The 16,735-nt window shown below is 68.3% G+C and carries 17 protein-coding genes; 8 read left to right on the top strand and 9 right to left on the bottom strand.

Annotation, left to right across the window (positions count from 1 at the left end):
- Positions 1 to 36 precede the first annotated feature (36 nt).
- The 3 genes from ACO06P_RS13365 to ACO06P_RS13375 all read left to right on the top strand — a co-directional run bounded on the left by ACO06P_RS13365 (position 37) and on the right by ACO06P_RS13375 (position 3,019).
- Positions 37 to 1,899 (top strand): TRAP transporter permease, encoded by a 1,863-nt coding sequence (locus tag ACO06P_RS13365; RefSeq protein ID WP_420345734.1) that lies wholly within the window; start codon positions 37 to 39, stop codon positions 1,897 to 1,899.
- A 10-nt stretch (positions 1,900 to 1,909) separates the two neighbouring features.
- A complete protein-coding gene (locus ACO06P_RS13370) occupies positions 1,910 to 2,821 on the top strand; it encodes an alpha/beta hydrolase (RefSeq protein ID WP_420345735.1) in 912 nt (303 codons plus the stop codon).
- Positions 2,822 to 2,896: 75 nt separating this feature from the next.
- The gene (locus ACO06P_RS13375) at positions 2,897 to 3,019 is read left to right on the top strand and encodes a hypothetical protein (RefSeq protein ID WP_420345736.1); all 123 of its coding nucleotides are present in this window, start codon (positions 2,897 to 2,899) and stop codon (positions 3,017 to 3,019) included.
- A gap of 43 nt (positions 3,020 to 3,062) precedes the next feature.
- On the opposite strand, the gene ACO06P_RS13380 is transcribed toward ACO06P_RS13375, so the two are convergent.
- The 4 genes from ACO06P_RS13380 to ACO06P_RS13395 form a co-directional block, all read right to left on the bottom strand.
- A complete protein-coding gene (locus ACO06P_RS13380; protein ID WP_420345737.1) occupies positions 3,063 to 3,509 on the bottom strand; it encodes a pyridoxamine 5'-phosphate oxidase family protein in 447 nt (148 codons plus the stop codon).
- A 133-nt stretch (positions 3,510 to 3,642) separates the two neighbouring features.
- Positions 3,643 to 4,314, bottom strand: a complete 672-nt coding sequence (locus tag ACO06P_RS13385) for an aspartate/glutamate racemase family protein (protein ID WP_420345738.1) — start codon at positions 4,312 to 4,314, stop codon at positions 3,643 to 3,645.
- Between the two features lie 57 nt (positions 4,315 to 4,371).
- Complete coding sequence (locus tag ACO06P_RS13390; protein WP_420345739.1) at positions 4,372 to 5,772, bottom strand: pyridoxal phosphate-dependent decarboxylase family protein; 1,401 nt, start codon at positions 5,770 to 5,772, stop codon at positions 4,372 to 4,374.
- Positions 5,773 to 5,792: 20 nt separating this feature from the next.
- Positions 5,793 to 6,974, bottom strand: a complete 1,182-nt coding sequence (locus ACO06P_RS13395; RefSeq protein ID WP_420345740.1) for a pyridoxal phosphate-dependent aminotransferase — start codon at positions 6,972 to 6,974, stop codon at positions 5,793 to 5,795.
- Positions 6,975 to 7,148: 174 nt separating this feature from the next.
- On the opposite strand from ACO06P_RS13395, the gene ACO06P_RS13400 reads away from it, so the two are divergent.
- The gene (locus ACO06P_RS13400; protein WP_420345741.1) at positions 7,149 to 8,600 is read left to right on the top strand and encodes a PLP-dependent aminotransferase family protein; all 1,452 of its coding nucleotides are present in this window, start codon (positions 7,149 to 7,151) and stop codon (positions 8,598 to 8,600) included.
- A gap of 119 nt (positions 8,601 to 8,719) precedes the next feature.
- Here ACO06P_RS13400 and ACO06P_RS13405 read toward each other — a convergent pair whose 3' ends face one another.
- From ACO06P_RS13405 to ACO06P_RS13415, 3 genes are all read right to left on the bottom strand, one after another.
- Positions 8,720 to 9,115 carry a VOC family protein gene (locus tag ACO06P_RS13405; RefSeq protein WP_420345742.1) on the bottom strand — a complete coding sequence of 132 codons (396 nt, stop codon included), beginning with the start codon at positions 9,113 to 9,115 and terminating at the stop codon, positions 8,720 to 8,722.
- A gap of 103 nt (positions 9,116 to 9,218) precedes the next feature.
- Positions 9,219 to 10,631, bottom strand: coding sequence for an amidohydrolase family protein (locus ACO06P_RS13410; RefSeq protein WP_420345743.1), 1,413 nt, complete (start codon positions 10,629 to 10,631; stop codon positions 9,219 to 9,221).
- An 85-nt stretch (positions 10,632 to 10,716) separates the two neighbouring features.
- Entirely contained in the window at positions 10,717 to 11,256 is a 540-nt protein-coding gene (locus tag ACO06P_RS13415) for a DUF523 domain-containing protein (protein WP_420345744.1), read from the bottom strand.
- 155 nt (positions 11,257 to 11,411) lie between these two features.
- On the opposite strand from ACO06P_RS13415, the gene ACO06P_RS13420 reads away from it, so the two are divergent.
- From ACO06P_RS13420 to ACO06P_RS13435, 4 genes are read left to right on the top strand one after another with little or no spacing between them, the layout of a single operon-like run.
- Complete coding sequence (locus tag ACO06P_RS13420; protein WP_420345745.1) at positions 11,412 to 12,044, top strand: CDP-alcohol phosphatidyltransferase family protein; 633 nt, start codon at positions 11,412 to 11,414, stop codon at positions 12,042 to 12,044.
- Positions 12,045 to 12,091: 47 nt separating this feature from the next.
- Positions 12,092 to 13,852, top strand: coding sequence for a bifunctional alpha/beta hydrolase/class I SAM-dependent methyltransferase (locus ACO06P_RS13425; RefSeq protein ID WP_420345746.1), 1,761 nt, complete (start codon positions 12,092 to 12,094; stop codon positions 13,850 to 13,852).
- A gap of 15 nt (positions 13,853 to 13,867) precedes the next feature.
- Positions 13,868 to 14,539: a lysophospholipid acyltransferase family protein gene (locus tag ACO06P_RS13430; RefSeq protein WP_420345747.1), complete on the top strand. Its 672-nt coding sequence runs from the start codon at positions 13,868 to 13,870 to the stop codon at positions 14,537 to 14,539.
- Positions 14,536 to 15,492: a phosphatidate cytidylyltransferase gene (locus ACO06P_RS13435; RefSeq protein ID WP_420345748.1), complete on the top strand. Its 957-nt coding sequence runs from the start codon at positions 14,536 to 14,538 to the stop codon at positions 15,490 to 15,492. Before ACO06P_RS13430 ends, ACO06P_RS13435 begins: the two co-directional genes overlap by 4 nt.
- Here the strand turns inward: ACO06P_RS13435 and ACO06P_RS13440 are convergent.
- The gene (locus ACO06P_RS13440; protein ID WP_420345749.1) at positions 15,474 to 16,094 is read right to left on the bottom strand and encodes a nucleotidyltransferase family protein; all 621 of its coding nucleotides are present in this window, start codon (positions 16,092 to 16,094) and stop codon (positions 15,474 to 15,476) included. The two genes, ACO06P_RS13435 and ACO06P_RS13440, sit on opposite strands and share 19 nt — an antisense overlap.
- On the bottom strand, positions 16,095 to 16,643 hold the full coding sequence (locus ACO06P_RS13445) for a nucleotidyltransferase domain-containing protein (protein ID WP_420345750.1): 549 nt from the start codon (positions 16,641 to 16,643) through the stop codon (positions 16,095 to 16,097). It abuts the gene before it with no gap.
- Positions 16,644 to 16,735: the final 92 nt, after the last annotated feature.

The following is a 16,735-nucleotide window of genomic DNA, read 5'->3' on the forward strand; positions in this document are numbered from 1 at the left end:
TTTTTTCCGGTTTGGAATACACCGCTTTAGAGCACAATGCCGATCCTGCTGCCCCGTTTGCTGATGCTCTGTCTGACCGGCCTGGTCTTTTACGCCGTGCTGTTCGGACAGTTCCCCAACATCCAGCAGCGCGCCAGCGTTCTGGCTTTGGTTGCGGCGCTCGGGGTGATTGCCTTCCCCTTGAGCACGGCGCGGCTGCCGGCGGCGCTTCGGCGGACCGTCGACCTGGCCCTGCTCGCCGCCGTCCTGGCGGCAGTCGGCTATGTGTCCTGGAACTACTGGGACATCATGCTGAACCCCGGGCTGCCCCAGACCGAGGCGCTGGTTCTCGGCGCGGCGCTGATCGTCTGCGTCCTGGAACTCGCGCGACGCACCATCGGCTGGACCTTCGCGATCCTGGCCGCGGTCTTCGCGGCCTATGCGCTCAGCGGCCACCTGCTGCCTGGGCGCATCGGCCACGGCGGCGTCAGCGCCTCCATGATGGTGGACATGCTCTTTCTGTCCACCGACGGGCTTTGGGGCCAGGTGATGGACATCTTCGTCACCCTGCTGATCCTCTTCGTGCTGTTCTCCAGCCTGATGATGTCCACCGGCGCCGGCCAGTCGATGATCGACCTGGCCAAGCTCTTCGGCGGGCGGATGCGGGGCGGCCCGGCCAAGATCGCGGTGATGTCCTCGGCCATGGTCGGTTCCATGACCGGCTCCTCGGTCACCAACGTCGCCATGACCGGCAACTTCACCATCCCCATGATGATCCGCCTCGGCTACCGGCCCGCCGTGGCCGGCGGTATCGAGGCGACCGCGTCTTCAGGCGGGCAGATCACGCCGCCGCTGATGGGGGCAGGACTGTTCCTGATGGCCGAGTTTCTGGGCATCGATCTCGGCCGCATGATGCTGATCGCCCTGGTGCCGGCCTTCCTGTTCTACGTCGGCGTGCTCTCCTCCGTGCACTTCGAGTCGCTGCGCGTCGGCGTCGGCCGCCTGCCGCCCGAGGAGCTGCCCGAGGCCGCGCGCTTCCGCCGCTTCGAGACCTGGGGACCGCTGCTGCTGCCCTTTGCCGTGCTGATCGGCATGGTGCTGCAGGGTTTCTCCGTCGACCTGGCGATCTTCGCCGCGATCCTGACGCTGGCGGCGGCGCATCTGGCCGCCGCACGCAGCCTTGCGGACCTGAAGGCACGCCTGCGGGCGCTGCTGCAGGCCCTCGACGACGCGGTGAAGCCCCTGGTCACGCTTGGCGCGCTCTGCGCGGCGGCGGGCATCCTCATCGGCATCATCGGCTTCGTCGGCATCGGGGTGAAGTTCGCCGACGGCGTGCTCGGCCTCGCCGGCGGCCACCTGCTGCCGGCGCTGCTGCTGGCCGGCCTGGTGGTCATCGTGATCGGCATGGGCATGCCGACGACCGCGGCCTACATCCTGGCGGTCTCCGTCATCGCCACCGCCTTCACCCAGCTCGGCATTCCCGAGCTGTCGTCCCACATGTTCATCTTCTACTTCGCGACGCTGTCCGCGATCACGCCGCCGGTCTGCGCGGCGGTCTTCGTTGCGGCCGGGCTGGCGAACGCGCCCTGGCTGGCGACCGCCCTGCACACCGTCCGCTTCGCCGCCATCAAATACCTGCTGCCCTTTCTCTTCATCTTCCGGCCCGAACTGCTGCTGCAGGCGGACTGGACCATCGTGGCCGTTGCGATCGCGCTCTGCGCCCTGGCAACGGTGCTGATCTCCGCGGCCTTTGCCGGTTACCTGCTGCGCCCGCTCGGTCTGCTTCAAAGAGGCCTGCTGCTTGCCGGCGGCGCCCTGCTTCTGTGGCCCGACCTGCAGATCAACCTGCTGGCGGCGCTTCCGCTGGGCGTCGCCCTGGCAGGCAACGCGGACTGGCGGGCCCTGAGACGGCCCACATGAGAGGGCCAGTATGAGTCAGGTCGAGCCCTTCGCGCCGGACGCGGACAAGCCGCAGATCGACGCCATCGACCCCCTGGACTTCGGCTACCTCGACAGGCTGCCGCATCAGGCCGCAGGGCAGGGACGGCTGCACCTCGGCCATGCCCTGGGCCGCGCCGCGACGGACGCCACCGACCGCCCGGCGCTCCTGTTCGTCCACGGTGCCCATCACGGGGCCTGGTGCTTTGCCGCCTATCTCGCTTTCTTCGATGCCTTCGGCGTTCCGGCGGCGGCGCTGGATCTGCGCGGTCACGGCGGGCTTCCTCAGAACGACGCCTTCTGCCGGCAGGGTGTCGCCGAGATGGCGGAAGACGTCGCCGCCGCCTGCGCCCTGCTCGGCCCCCGGGTCGTCCCGGTCGGCCACAGCGCCGGCGCCCTGGTCGTGGCCTTTGCCGCCATGCGGCAGACCACCGCCGGCCTCGGCCTGCTGGCGCCGTCACCGCCGGGCAACCTGCCGGCGGCGGCGCTGGTGGACAGTGTCGCCGAGGGTGCGCCTCTGCCGGTGCCCCCGCTCGCCGCCGCGCAGGCCCGCTACCTCGACGAGACCGCACCACGGGACGTCAGCCGCTTTCACGCAAGGCTGTGCCCGGAAAGCCCGGCGCTGATGAACGACCGCTATCGCCTGCGGGTTCCCATCGATCCCCGGCACATTGCCGTGCCGGGCTTCTGCCTGGCCGCAGGACGGGACAGCCCGCGCACCCATCCGCCCGGACAGGATCGCGCCGTCGCCGACTTTTTCGGCTTCAGCTTCACCGAACTGCCCGACGCGCCGCACTGCTACATGCTGGCGCGCGACTGGCTGGTGTCCGCCCGATACATCGCGGCCTGGTACCATTCGGCCTTCAACGGCGCGCGTTTGCAGGATCCGATAGACCGTCCTTGATCGACCTCAAGGACCACAGGCGGCGGGGACTGCTATGGCCCGGTGCAAACCCCGTCAATGGAGCTCGCAATGGGCATGTCCCCCGCCTTGTTCGTCTGCCTTTTCCTCGCCGCTCTGGGAGTCTTCTTCCTCGGCGCCGGTTTCCTGTGGTGGGTTTCGCTGCAGGCGCAGGAAACGAAAAGGCGGCTGATGGAATGATCAGCGCGCCGCACCGCGGCCCGTTGCGCAGGCCGCTTTCCGGCTAGAGCGTCACCAGCTCCGCGTGGCCGAAACCTTTTGAATAGTCGAGCACCGAAATCACTTTCGGCATCACCCGAATGAGCGTGAAGGCGTCCGTTTCTTCCGGCGGGAAGTCGGCCACCTGCGGATACTTGGCGACCATCAGCCCCTCCACCTTCTGCGCTTCCGCGGCATCGGTGACACGCTCCGCCAGGGCCCCCATGGAGAGGCCGCGGATATCGCTCCAATCGTCGTAGTCGGTGTTGACGGCGACCGACACCTTGTCGTTGCGCGCGATGTTGGCGGCCTTCTGGGCGTCCGCCTCACAAGCGAAGTAGAGCGTCAGACCGTCGTTCACAAAGGTGACCGTGGTGGCCTGGGGAAAGCCATCCTCGCGTATGGTCGCGATGGTCATGTCCTTCGCTTGTTCCAGGATGTTTCTGATCTTTGCCTCGAGCGCTTTGTCCATGCCATGCCTCGCCCGCGATCCGTGAAACCTGCGGGCAGTCTGGCATAGGACCTGTCACCGGCACCATGATACGGATCAACGGGCTGGTCCAACCAGCGGCCGAAGCGGCACCGTGTCGATCCTTGAAAGGCTTTCAGCGGGCCGCCTCTTCGGCGATATCGTCGATGTGCAGGAGCGCGCAGTCGATCGCCTTGAAGCCGGGGTCGTGGCCGTCGAAGGCGAGGAAGAGGTCGGTGCCGCCGAGCAAGACCGCCTCTGCCCCCGCGTCCTCGGCAAGCCGGCGCCCGCTGTCGAAGAAGACCTCACGCTGCGCTTCAGTCGCCACGCCGCTGACCGCCATGTCCACGTAAGCCTGATGAACCTGATCGAGCGCCGCGCCGGCGGGCGCCACGACGTCGATGCCTTTCAGACGCCCGTACAGGGCGGAGGCCATGGCCCCTTTCGTGCCCAGGACACCGACGCTGCGGTATCCCGCTTCATCGAGGTTCCTGGCAACCGAGGACAGCAGGTCGATGACCGGCAGGGGCGAGACCTGGCGGAAGGCGTCGATGCAGAAGTGCCCGGCGATGGAGGTAACCGCGACAGCCTCCGCCCCCGCCGCCTTCAGCCGCCGGGTCAGCCGCTCGAAGATCGCGGCCTGCTCGGCCGCCCTGCCCTCGGCCAGATGGGCCAGCAGGGTCGGAGAATCCGCATGGGCGATCGTCAGGTCCAGGGCTTCCGGCCTATTGGCAAAGGTCCGGATCAGCCGTCGGTAGTAGTAGTCGGTGGCGGCGGGGCCGATACCGCCGATCAGTCCGATGTGCATGGCTTGAGCATCCTGGGGTAGAGGGTTGTGGCGGGCGACAAAAGGAGCGTGGCGGCGCTAGGCCGGTAGGCCGCAGGCCGCCTGGCGCGCCTGCACGAAGGCCGCCACGGCGCGGGCCAGATCGTCGCGCGTGGTTTCCGCGCCGCAGACCGAGATGCGGATCACGGGTTGACGCTGCCCCCGCCACTCCCACTGAGACCCGCCGCACCAGATCTCACCGGAACGCTGCAGGGCCTGCAAGGTGGCCTCGGTGTGCTCCGCGCTGTCACAGGCCACGAGAACCTGATTGAAGACCACATCGTTCAGAACCTGGAATCCCTCGTCATGCAGCAGGCCGGCGATCCGGCGCGCGCCGGCGCAGAGCTGTTCGATCAGATCCGCGACGCCGTCGCGGCCCAGGGTCGCCAGCGTCGCCCAAAGATCGATGCCGCGCGCGCGGCGCGACATGTCGGGCGTAAAGAGCATGGAGTCGCGCCGGGAGTCGCGCTCGTCGCTCCACTCCAGATAGGCGCCGCTCGCCTGCAGCGCGCCCGCCAGCGCCTGGCGGTCGCGGCAGAGCACGATGCCGCTGTCGTAGGGCACGTTCAGGGTCTTGTGGGCATCCACCGACCACGAATCGGCAAACGCCATGCCGTCGCAGAGCGCGCGGGTCGACGGCGCCGCCGCGGCCCAGAGGCCGAAAGCGCCGTCCACATGCACCCAGGCCCCGGCAGCCTTCGCGCGCTCGCAGAGCAGCGTGAAGGGATCGAAGGCGCCGCTGTTCACATTGCCTGCAGCCAGAATCAGCAGGGTTTTGTCATCGAGCGGCGGCAACTTCTCGACCCGCATGCGTCCCTGGTCGTCGCAGGGCACCGTCACCACCCGCTCCCGGCCGAGACCGAGCAGCGCGAGAGCCCGATAGACCGCGCCATGGGCTTCGGCGCCCAGCACCACGGTGATCTCCGGCGCACCGAAGAGACCCTTGGCGGTCACGTCCCAGCCCTGGCGCTCTAGCAGACTGTTGCGGGCGGCAGCGAAGCCGCAGACCAGCGAAGTGGAGGTGCCGCCGACCAGTCCGGCGGCGGTGCCCTCCGGCAGATCGAGCAACTCAACCAACCAGCGCTCGCAGACCGCCTCCAGCTTGGCGGCGACGGGCGACATCACATAGAGCGCCGCGTTCTGATCCCAGGCATCGGCCAGCCAGCGCGCCGCCAGCGCCGGCGGATGGAGGCCGCCATTGACGAAGCCGAAGTAGCGCCCGCCGCCGGTCGCCACGGCGGCCGGGGCCCCATGGCGGTGCAGCAGGTCCAGCATCTCACGGGGATCGAGACCCTTCTGGGGCAGCGGGCCGTCGAAGGCCTGCAGCCCGGCCAGGGCCGCTGCGTCCGGATAGACCCGCCGGTCGCGGACAGTCCGCAGATAGTCCCCCGCGTGATCCCGCGCCCGGTCGAGCAGCCGGGAAAAGGCTTCAGGGTCCATGGTGACGCTCCCTTGCGGTTTTAGGCCGCCTTCTTCTGTGCCAGCGCCAGGCAGGCGGACAGCGCCCGAAGCCCTTCGTCGAGATCGTCCATCTCCAGAAGGCCGAAGCCGAGCCGGAAGACCCGCGCTTCGTCCCCGAACCAGGTGCCGTTGGCCACCCGCACGTCGTGGCGCGCCATGGCATCATAAAAGCGTGCCACGGCAGCGTCATCAAAGGCTGCCGGCTTGAGGCGCAGGCAGCAGAGCGCGCCGGCGTCCGGGCAGACCCAGTCGAGAAGATCGCCGTTCGCCTGGACCCATTCGGCGGTGCGCGCCAGGCCCTCGGAAAGCCGCCGGCGCCGCTCGCCGACGATCTCCGCCTCGCGCTTGAAGACCCGCAGCGCCAGCGCCTCGTCCGCGCGGGAGCAGGCAATCACCGTGTTGAACTTGCCGAGGATCAACTGCTCGCGCAGCGCCGGGTCGCGGGTGATGGCCCAGCCAAGGCGCAGGCCCGGGGCGCCGTGGCATTTGGACAGCGATGCGCAGGAAACCACTCTGGGGCTCAGCGAGAGCATGCTGGGCGCGGCCTCCTCGTCGCCGTAGACCGCCTGGCGGTAGGTCTCGTCTGCAAGCAGATAGGCCTCGGGACAGATCGCCGCCATCATCGTCAGGATCCGCTGGACCGTTCCCGGCGGGATCGCAACGCCGGAGGGGTTCTGCGGCGTCGCCAGACACACAAGCTTGGTGCGCGGCGAAAGCAGGCTGCGCAGCGCAGCGAGATCGAGGCGGTAGCCGTCATCGAAGGATACCGGCAGCGTTTTGACATCGGCGCCCACGGCGGTCAGCGCATTCATCGCATTGGGGAACAGCGGGCTTGTGGTGACCGCTTCATCGCCCGGCCGACAGAGGATGAAAGCCAGCAGGAAGAGGGCATGCATGCCGCCGACGGTGACCACCACGTCGTCCGCTGCGGCGCCGTGTGCCGCAGCGATCGCCCGGCGCAGCGCCGGATCGCCGGCCGTGGTGCCGTAGCTGAGGGCAAGACCGCCAAGGCCCTCCAGGCCCTCCCCGGGGCCTTCCGGGGCCGGGGTGGCGTCGCCACCGTGCAAAAGCGCCCGCAGCCTCAGATCCGGGCCGATACTCTCGGCCAGATCATAGCGCGGCGCCCCCGCTGTCAGGGACATGATGTCGTTCCGGGGAAAACGGTTCAGGGTCCGGCTCATGGCGGGTCCTTTCCGGCAAGGCGGTTTTGCGGAACCCGGACCATGACCCAAAAGGGCAAGCCATAACAGATACAGATTTGGACAATTGTAACCAGTACAGATAGACTGTGGGCCATCTGTACCGGCCTGCGCGCAGGCCGGGCCCACGCCGTGCCGAAAGGACCGGGCTGCACTATGTCCGATACCGCGACCGACCCGGCCCCGCTCCACCGCTACGAAGCGCTGGCGGAGACCATCGTCACCCTGGTGGACAACGGCACCCTGCGGCCGGGCATGCGCGCACCCTCGCTGCGCCGCCTGGCGGCCCAGAACCGCGCCAGCATGTCCACCGCCCTGCAGGCCTACCGCCTGCTGGAGGATCGCGGCGTCCTGGAGGCGCGGCCCAAGTCCGGCTTCTACGTTGCAAGCGGCAGCAAGGTGTCCCTGCGGACGCCTGCGGTCTCAAAGCCCCCGGCCAAGGCCGCGCCGGTGGCCGTCGGCAGCGGTGTCCTCGAACTTCTGGAACATGCCGCCAACCCCGACCTCGTGCCCCTGGGCTGCGCCATTCCCAGCGCCGACCTGCTGGCCGCCAGCCGCCTCGACCGCTTTCTGGCCAGGGCCGCCCGCGCCCAGGGTACCGACTACAACATCTACACCGAGCCGCGCGGCGATGCGAACCTGCGCACGGAGATCGCGCGGCGCGGGCTGCAGTGGGGCCAGGTCCTGGCGCCGCAGGACATCGCCGTCACCTGCGGCTGCACCGAGGCGCTGTCCCTGGCCCTGCGCGCAGTCACCCGGCGCGGCGACACCGTCGCCATCGAATCGCCGACCTACTTCGGCATCCTGCAGGTGCTGGAGGCGCTGGGGCTGAAGGCGCTGGAACTGCCCACCGATGCGACGGAGGGCATCGAACTCGCGGCCTTGGACAAGGCGCTGAAGTCGAAACGCATCAGCGTCTGCCTGTTCTCGTCCAACTTCAACAACCCCTTGGGCTTTGCCGTCAGCGCCGAAAAGAAGCAGGCGATCCTCAAGCTGCTGACGCGCCACAAGGTGCCGCTGATCGAGGACGACATCTACGGCGACATCTACTTCGGCAAGGAGCGCCCGCAGCCCTTCTCCGCCTTCATGCCGGAGGCCGACATCCTCTACTGCAGTTCCTTCTCCAAGACCCTGGCGCCGGGGTACCGCGTCGGCTGGGTCGCCACGCGCCACCACATGCAGCGGGTCCTCGAAGGCAAGTTCGCCACCACGCTCTGCGGGCCCGCCCTGCCCCAGGCCGCCCTGGCCGAGTTCCTGGCCACCGGCGGCTATGACAACCACCTGCGCCGTCTGCGCCGGGTCTTTCCCGATCACATCGACCGCATGGTGCGCAGCATCGACCGCAGCTTCCCGCGCTCGACCCGGGTCAGCCGTCCGGCCGGCGGCTTCGTGCTGTGGCTGGAACTGCCCGAGGGCTTCGACAGCCGGCGCCTCTTCAGGCGCGCCCTGGAAGACGGAATCTGCTTCGCGCCAGGCGATGCTTTCTCAGCCAGCGGCCGATACGGCAACTGCCTGCGGCTGAGTTGCGGCCACGACTGGACGCCGCGCATCGAGGCAGCGGTCGAAAGCCTCGGCGCCCTGGTGACGGAACAGCTCGGCGAAGGCTGACGCCTGTTGGACTTGCGTCCACGCGGTTCCAGCCCGCTCCCCCTCCCGGCCACCCATAGGATACTGGCGCTGGGTGGCCGGGAGGGGGAGCGGGCCGGTGCGGGCGACCCCGGAAAACCCTAGATCCCCTGGATCGGCTGGCCGTGGGTGAACTCGACGAGGTGGCCGTCGGGGTCGCTCAGCTTGCAGTGATAGCCGACGGAGCCGCCGTCGTCCCGGCTGTCCTGGGCCAGAACGCCCAGGCGGCGGCCGAGGTCGGCCTTCGCGTCGACCTCGTCGCGGCTGTCGCACTGGAAGGCGAGATGATCGAGGCGGTTCTCCACCGCACCCTCGACCAGGACGAAGACGTAGGGCGGCAAGTGGTCGGCCGGCGTCTGTGGGCCGAGCCATACGCTGGTCCCCTGCTCAAGGCGCCGGTCGCGCACGACATCCACGCCGCAGACGTCGCGGTAGAAGTCGATGGAGCGCTCGAAGTTGCTGACGGTGAAGGTGATGTGGGTGAAACGCGCGGTCATGAGCATCCTCAGCCGTGAATGAAGCCTTGCACCACTGTATCACAGAGACGCAAAGCGGCGGCCCTAGGAACCGGCGGCGCGGTCAGAGCCGCGCTACGAAACGTCAGACCGGCGAACCGCCACGCGCTTTCAGGTTGGCCAGGAACGCGCGCCGGGTCTTCGGGCCGAAGGTGAGGAAGTGGGGGTCGGGCGCCTCCCGGTAGGCGGCGCGGCGGCGCTGCACCCGGTCGTCGCGGGCGCGCTGCAGCACCTCCTCCACGTCGATGCTATAGGGCCGCGCCGCATTGAGACCGAAGATCTTGGCGCGCAGGCGATCGGTGATCTTCGGGTAGCCGTGGCGTTCCTGCAGCTCCTCCGAGATCTGGAAGCTGCGCAGCGCCTGGATCTGATCCTGCGGCGAGCCGTACCAGATGCAGTCGGAGCCGTAGAGCACGTTGTCTTCGCCGATGTGCTTCACCAGCTTGCCGACGATATGGGCGGCGCTGTCGGGGTCGCGCATGGCGAAACGCCAGGTGCTGCCCAGCTCGGCATAGACGTTGGCGTTCAGTCCGATGCCGTTGTCCTCCACCGAGCGGATCAGCGCGTCCACGCCCTCGCCGCGCGCCGGGTCGTAGGGGCCCTCCTTCTGTCCGCTGATGAAGCCGGAGTGATAGACGAGGAAGTTCACGTCCGGGTACATGCGCGCGACGATGCCGACGTCGCTGGCAATGGAGTGCTCGTAGGACTGGCGCCCGAAGGGCAGGCCCTTGTGGATGCAGATGTTCTTCACGCCCAGCGCGCGCGCCTTCTCGATCATGGCGAGGCCCTGGTCCTCGTGCAGGAAGAAGCCGCGCCCGTCGGGGCCCCACTGGGTGTAGCACTTCCAGGCCACCACGCCCCAGGTCTCCGCCAGTTCGTCCATGCCCTCCAGGTCGCCCGGCTGGTTGGGATTGGCGCGGCCGTGAATCAGCAGGCGCTTGGTGCCGTCCATGGCATCGATGATGCGCCGGGTCTCGTCCGCCTCCTGGATGGTCAGCAACTCCCGTTCCCTTCGCGAGGGAATGAAGGAGAGCACCATCATGTCGGTGTCGGAATCGAGGAAGATGTCCTTGATGAACTGCTCGGAGTTCCCCAGGCCGGTGCGGCCGATGCCGTTGGCGCCGACGAAGTGGCCCTGAACGTCGAAGACGAACTCGCGGCCGTCGAGGCGTTCGGCCGCGATCTCCGGGTCCAGCGCCGCCGTCTGGTCCAGGTCGAAGAAACCGCCAGTCCGTCCGGCCTCCGCATTGGCGGCGTTGAAGGCCAGCAGCGTGCTGGCGGCCCCGCAGGAGGAGACCAGGAAGGAACGGCGCGAGACGCCGCGGCGTCTGGCGTTCTCGCCGGCCCGCTCTATCGCCAGGCGGTTGGCGCGGCGGTTCACCGGGTCCAGCGGGACCGGCACGAACTCACCGTTGGAGGTGGAGTCCAGCTTGATGGGAAGGCGCGTGCCTTCCGGGTCCTCCAAGAGTTTCGTGAACGAGTCGCTCTTTCGCGGCATCGGGGCCTCCCTGGATCGCGGTTGAGCGCGGCAGCCGGCGCGCCTTTCCTCACATGGCTTCACATGGCTTCACCGGGCAGCGAAGTTAAGGACGCAGGGTTGTCCTATTCGGTCGGGCCTGTTCAGTCGGGGCCGAACCATCCTCGGCAAGCGCGTGCGCAAGGTCGGCGATCTGGTGTTCGGCGAAGACCCGAATCCCCTGTGTCTCCAGAAGCGCGGTGACGACCCCCTGGCCGCCCACCCGGCGTCCGTCGAAGGCCCCGCCGTAGATGAAGGTAGCGCCGCAGGACGGGCTGCCGTCGGTCAGCAGGGCATAGCGGCAACCGGCATCCCGCGCCGCGGCCAGCGCCGCCTCGGCGCCGGCGCGAAAGGCCGCGGTCACGTCGCCGCCCGCGTCGTCGCGGATGCGCGCCCTGCCGTCCAGCACCGCGGCGCCGCCGGCGCCCGCTTCGATCTCCGCCGGCGGGCGGGGCGTGGGCAGGCCGGCCATCACCTCCGGGCAGACCGGCACCAGCCGGCCTTCGGCCTTCCAGGCATCCAAAAGGGTGTCGTCCAGGCGCTTGCTGCCACCGTCATAGCGCACCGGGCGCCCCAGCAGACAGGCGCTGACCAGGATCTTCTGCATAACCCTGGCTTAGCCGCATCCGACGCGGAATGCACTGCGAAAGCGCATTCTCCGGGTCTGCGGCGTCCAGGGAAGAAAGATATTGAACATTGTTCAGGAACCCTTATATGCCATAATTGAACACTGTTCATTTTACTGGACAGCAGGGGATGACCATGACGCTCTATGCCCTCAAGCCGCGGTTTCAGGCGCTCCTGCGGCCCCTGGCCGCGCGCCTGGCGGCCGCCGGCTTCACCGCCAACCAGGTCACCCTGGCCGCTGCGCTGGGATCGCTTGTGACCGGCGCCCTGGTGGGCGGCACCGTCGCCTTCGCCCCGGGCGCGCAGGAGGTTTTTCTGCTGATCCCGCTGTGGCTGGCGCTGCGCATGGCCATGAACGCCCTCGACGGCATGCTGGCGCGGGACTTCGGCCAGCAGACGCCGCTGGGCGCCTACCTGAACGAGCTGGCCGACGTCGTCTCCGACGCGGCCCTGATCCTGCCCTTCGCGCTGCTGGCGCCCTTCGATCCGCTGACCGTCGCCCTGGTCGTCTTTCTGGCCGCGCTCAGCGAGTTCGCCGGCGCGCTTGGGCCGCTGGTTGGGGCGGCACGCCGCTATGAAGGTCCGCTGGGCAAGAGCGACCGGGCGCTGGTGTTCGGCGCGCTCGGCCTCGCCGCCGGCCTGCTGCCGGCGCTGCCGTTCTGGCTGGCCTGGCTGATGCCCGCCCTGGCGCTGCTGCTGGGCCTGACGGTGGTCCGTCGCGTGCGCGCCGGCCTTGCCGAGTTGAGCACGCGAGGCGGCGAGCGATGACCTCCACAAGCCCTTCGCCCATCCGTCGAACCGAAAGGGAGTCCGGCATGACCGAGAGACAGGCCGAGAAGCGGACCTTCACCACCGAAGACGGCACCGAGTTGTGCTATCGCCACTGGCCGGCGGAAACCCGGCGCCGTGGCGCCGTGGTGCTGCTGCACCGTGGCCATGAGCATTCCGGGCGCATGGCGCATCTGGCGCAGGAGCTCGACCTGCCGGACTTCGCGGTCTTCGCCTGGGATGCGCGCGGTCACGGAGAATCGCCGGGGCCGCGCGGCTACAGTCCCAGCGCGACCACGGCTGTCCGCGACCTGCACAGCTTCATCGCTCATCTGACCGAGACGTACGGGGTTGCGGTCGAAGACATCGTCATCGTCGGCCAGAGCATCGGCGCGACCCTGGCCGCGGCCTGGGTGCACGACTACGCCCCGCCGATCCGCGCCATGGTGCTCGCCGCCCCGGCCTTCGAAGTGAAACTCTATGTTCCCTTTGCCCTGACCGGCCTGCGGCTGGCGCAGAGACTGCGCGGAGACTTCTTCGTCAACAGCTATGTGAAGGCGCGGCTGCTGACCCATGATGCCGCGCGGATCGCGAGCTACGAAAGCGACCCGCTGATCTCGCGGGCGATCTCCGTCGGCCTGCTGCTGGGCCTGCACGACCTCGGGGTCCGGGTGGTCGAGGACGCGGCAGCCATCACCGTGCCGACTCAGCTTCTGATCTCCGGCGCCGACTGGGTCGTGCGCAGGGGGCCGCAGGAGCGCTTCTTTGCGCGCCTGGGGACGCTGCGCAAGAAGATCCATGTCCTGGACGGCTTCTTCCACGACACCTTCGGCGAAGAGGAGCGGCGCGTCGCCATCGACAAGGCGCGGCGCTTCATCCTCGGCTGCTTCGATGTCCCACCCGCTCAGCCCTGCCTTCTGGACGCCGACCGGCGCGGGGCCTTCAAGAAGGAAGCGGACCGCCTGGCCCGCCCGCTCCCCCTGTACTCTCCACAGGGACTCTACTGGCGCATGGTTCGAATGGCGCTCAGAGCCGGTGCCCGGCTGTCGGATGGCCTGAAGATCGGGCGCGAGACCGGTTTCGATTCCGGCAGCATGCTCGACTACGTCTATCGCAACCGACCCAGCGGCCGTGGCTTTCTGGGCCGGCTGATTGACCGCCTCTACCTCGATGCCGTCGGCTGGAAAGGCATCCGCCAGCGCAAGAGCAACCTCAAGGCACTGCTGACCACGGCGATGGAGCGCAGCCGCGAGGCGGGCCTGCCGCTCCACGTCCTGGACATCGCCGCCGGGCACGGCCGCTATGTGCTGGAAGCCATCGAGGCGACGGGTCAGCGCCCGCGGAGCGTACTGCTGCGCGACTTCAGCGACCGCAACATCGCCGAGGGAGGCGCGCTGATCGCACAAAAGAAGCTGACCGGGATCGCCGCCTTCGAGCAGGGCGACGCCTTCGACCGGGAAGGCCTGGCGCGGGTCGCGCCGCGGCCCAGCGTCGCCGTGGTTTCCGGACTCTATGAACTCTTCCCCGAAAACCACCTGGTGCGCCGCTCGCTCGACGGTCTTGCGGCGGCGCTGCGTCCGGGCGGCTATCTGGTCTACACCAACCAGCCCTGGCACCCGCAGCTCGCCTTCATCGCCCGTGCGCTGACCAGCCACCGCCAGGGCCGCGCCTGGGTCATGCGGCGCCGCAGCCAGGCCGAGATGGACCAACTGGTCGCGGCGGCCGGCTTCCAGAAGGTTGCGCAGCGAACCGATCCCTGGGGCATCTTCACGGTGTCTTTGGCGCGCAAGGCGCCGGCAGGCGCGTGACGCCGGCAGCCGATCATGAAACGCTTTATCGTCCGGCTTTGCGCGCCCCTCTGCGCCCCCCTTTGCGCCAGGATCATCGCCCTGATCACCCGTCTGGTAACGGCGGTGCAGGCGCGCTGGGCCGGTTGTGCGCCGCTGCCGACACAACGCATCTACTTCGCCAACCACGCCAGCCACGGCGACTTCGTCCTGATCTGGACCGCGCTGCCGCCGGCCCTGCGCAGGGCGGCACGGCCGGTTGCCGGCGCCGACTACTGGCAGGCCGGGGGGCTGCGGCGCTTCATCGCCCATGACGTCTTCGACGCCGTGCTGGTCGACCGCAATCGCCGCGCCTGCGGCCCCGACCCCATCGAGCCCATGGCCCGGGCGCTTGGGCAAGGCCGGTCCCTGATCCTCTTCCCCGAGGGCACGCGCAACACCGGCGATGCGGGGCTGCTGCCCTTCAAGAGCGGGCTCTACCGCCTGGCGCGCCGCTATCCGAAGGTCGAGCTGGTGCCGGTCTGGCTGGCCAACCTCAACCGCGTGCTGCCCAAGGGCGAAGTGCTGCCGGTGCCGCTGCTCTGCAGTGTCACCTTCGGCACGCCGCTGAAACTGCTGGCGGAAGAAAGCAAGGAGGCTTTCCTCCAACGGGCGCAGGCCGCTTTGCGCGCCCTCGCGCCTGCCGCAACCGAAGGAGTGCCGTCATGACCGCGGACAGCCAGATCCTGCTGCTCTTCGGCGGCGTCGCCGCCCTGCTCGTCGTGGCCACTGTGATCGCCCGGCTGCTGCGCCTGCGCCTGGTCAGCGGCGGAGCGCCCGCCCGGAACTCGCCCGGCATCGAAAACCTCAACGCCCGGATCGATGCCTGGTGGGCGATGGTGGCCTTGCTGGGTCTTGCTTTTCTCTTCGGCGGAACCGGCGTCATCCTGCTCTTCGCGCTGCTCTCCCTCGCGGCCCTGCGGGAGTTTCTCACCCTCACCCACACAAGACGCGGCGACCACTGGGCCCTGCTGGCGGCCTTCTTCCTGGCGCTGCCGGCGCAGTACATCCTGATCGCCATCGGCTGGTACGGCCTCTATGCGATCTTCATTCCGGTCTATGCCTTTCTTCTGGTGCCCGTCATCGCCGTGCTGCGCGGCGACACCCACCGTTTCCTGGAGCGTATCAGCGAAACCCAGTGGGGCCTGATGCTCTGCGTCTACTGCCTGTCCTACGTCCCCGCCCTGATGACCCTGGAGATCGCCGGCTTCGAGGGGCGCCAGCTGCTGCTGATCGCCTTTCTCGTCCTCGTCGTGCAGATGAGCGACGTGCTGCAGTACGTCTGGGGCAAGCTGATCGGACGGCGCCGGATCGCCCCCGCGGTCTCCCCCGGCAAAACCGTGGAAGGCATGGCCGGCGGCGTTCTAAGCGCAACCCTGCTCGGCGCGGCGCTGTGGTGGATCACCCCCTTCCAACCCTGGGAGGCGGCGGCGCTCGCCTTCGCCGTCACCGTCATGGGCTTCGTCGGCGGCCTGGTCATGTCGGCTATCAAACGCGACCGCGGCGTGAAGGACTGGGGCTGGATGATCGAAGGCCACGGCGGCGTGCTCGACCGGCTCGATTCCCTGGTCTTCGCCGCGCCGATCTTCTTTCACCTCGTGCGCTACTTCTGGTCCGGGTGATTGCCCGCCTGCGGCGCAGGCGTTCCCTCCCAAGGGAGCACCGTGAGTTGGGGCCAGATCTGCCGCCAGCGCGCAACCTTGGCATGGTAGATCGCTTCCGTGATCTGACGCTTGTTCGGGCGCACAGTCAGCGACATCAGGTCGTCCAGGCCGAAAGGCGCAGCAACGTCGTAACCCGCCTGCCCGGGCCGCAGCCCGACCGCCGTGGCTGTCGTCGGAAAGCTCGCAATCGCTGCTTCGCTCGAAGGATACGGTTCGATCGGATAGCCGAACTTCTCCGCATACCAGAGATGCACGCGCGCCTCGTTCTTCACGTCGAAACGCAGGGGAAGATCACGGAAAAGCGCCCCGATCCGCTGCGCATGGCTGGTCTCGGCCGCTTCGGAAAGGTCGGTTGCGTCGTGATAGACCAGGTCTATGTCCGCGATACCGGTTTCCGGCGGAAAGCCGAGCAACCGGTTCCAGACCGTCTGCGCAAGGGCGCCGGCGACCAGCCAGGCGTCGGGCAGCTTGACGCTGACCCAGCGGGCAAGCACCGGAGCCAGAAGCGGGCTTTGGGAAATGACTTCGACAAACGCCGCCCTGTGCGGATCGCTGCACATTCAGGAAGCGATGCCTTCGGGAGGCAGCTCCCGTCCGCGGCCCTGCCGGCGGCGCGAAAGCGAAACCAGCGATGCCGAGTCTCGCCAACGCCAGGGCTCGGTGGAGCGATAGGCCGCGTGGAAGCGGCGCAGGTTGTCAGCGGAGACACACGGCACCGGCCAACCCTCGAGATGGCCGGTCTGCGATAGTGGTACGCCCCACCGAAAGCGGCGGTCGCCCCAGAACCACGTACAGACCTCATCACCCTCGCGCCGGACCAAGACCAGCTCAACCAGCGTTCCGCGGACCAGAAAGGCGCGTTTATGGTGAAACCGCTTACCCGGCACCTCCTGCAGGTCTCCTGCGTCGGCAAGCATTGCATCGAGGCGGCAAAAGGACTCGGCTGGAAGCAGCAGATCGATATCGCCATGAGCGAGCGGCGGGGCGAGACCCAAAGCCTCTGCTGCCCAGCCGCCGAACAGCAAAGGCCTAAGCCCTGCCGCCTGCAAACGGCTGCGGACATCGAAAACGCATTCGAGCGCAACCGTCTCTGCCTTTCGAGCGACCATAGCTCCGCAGTGTGGCCGCAAACACAGCGCAGCAACAGTCTTCCCGTCCTGCTTTTCGACGTGGCCGGACTCGCAAAGAAGAACGCGTGCCC

The sequence above is a fragment of the Pelagibius sp. genome (assembly GCF_965227505.1).
Classification (GTDB): domain Bacteria; phylum Pseudomonadota; class Alphaproteobacteria; order Kiloniellales; family Kiloniellaceae; genus Pelagibius.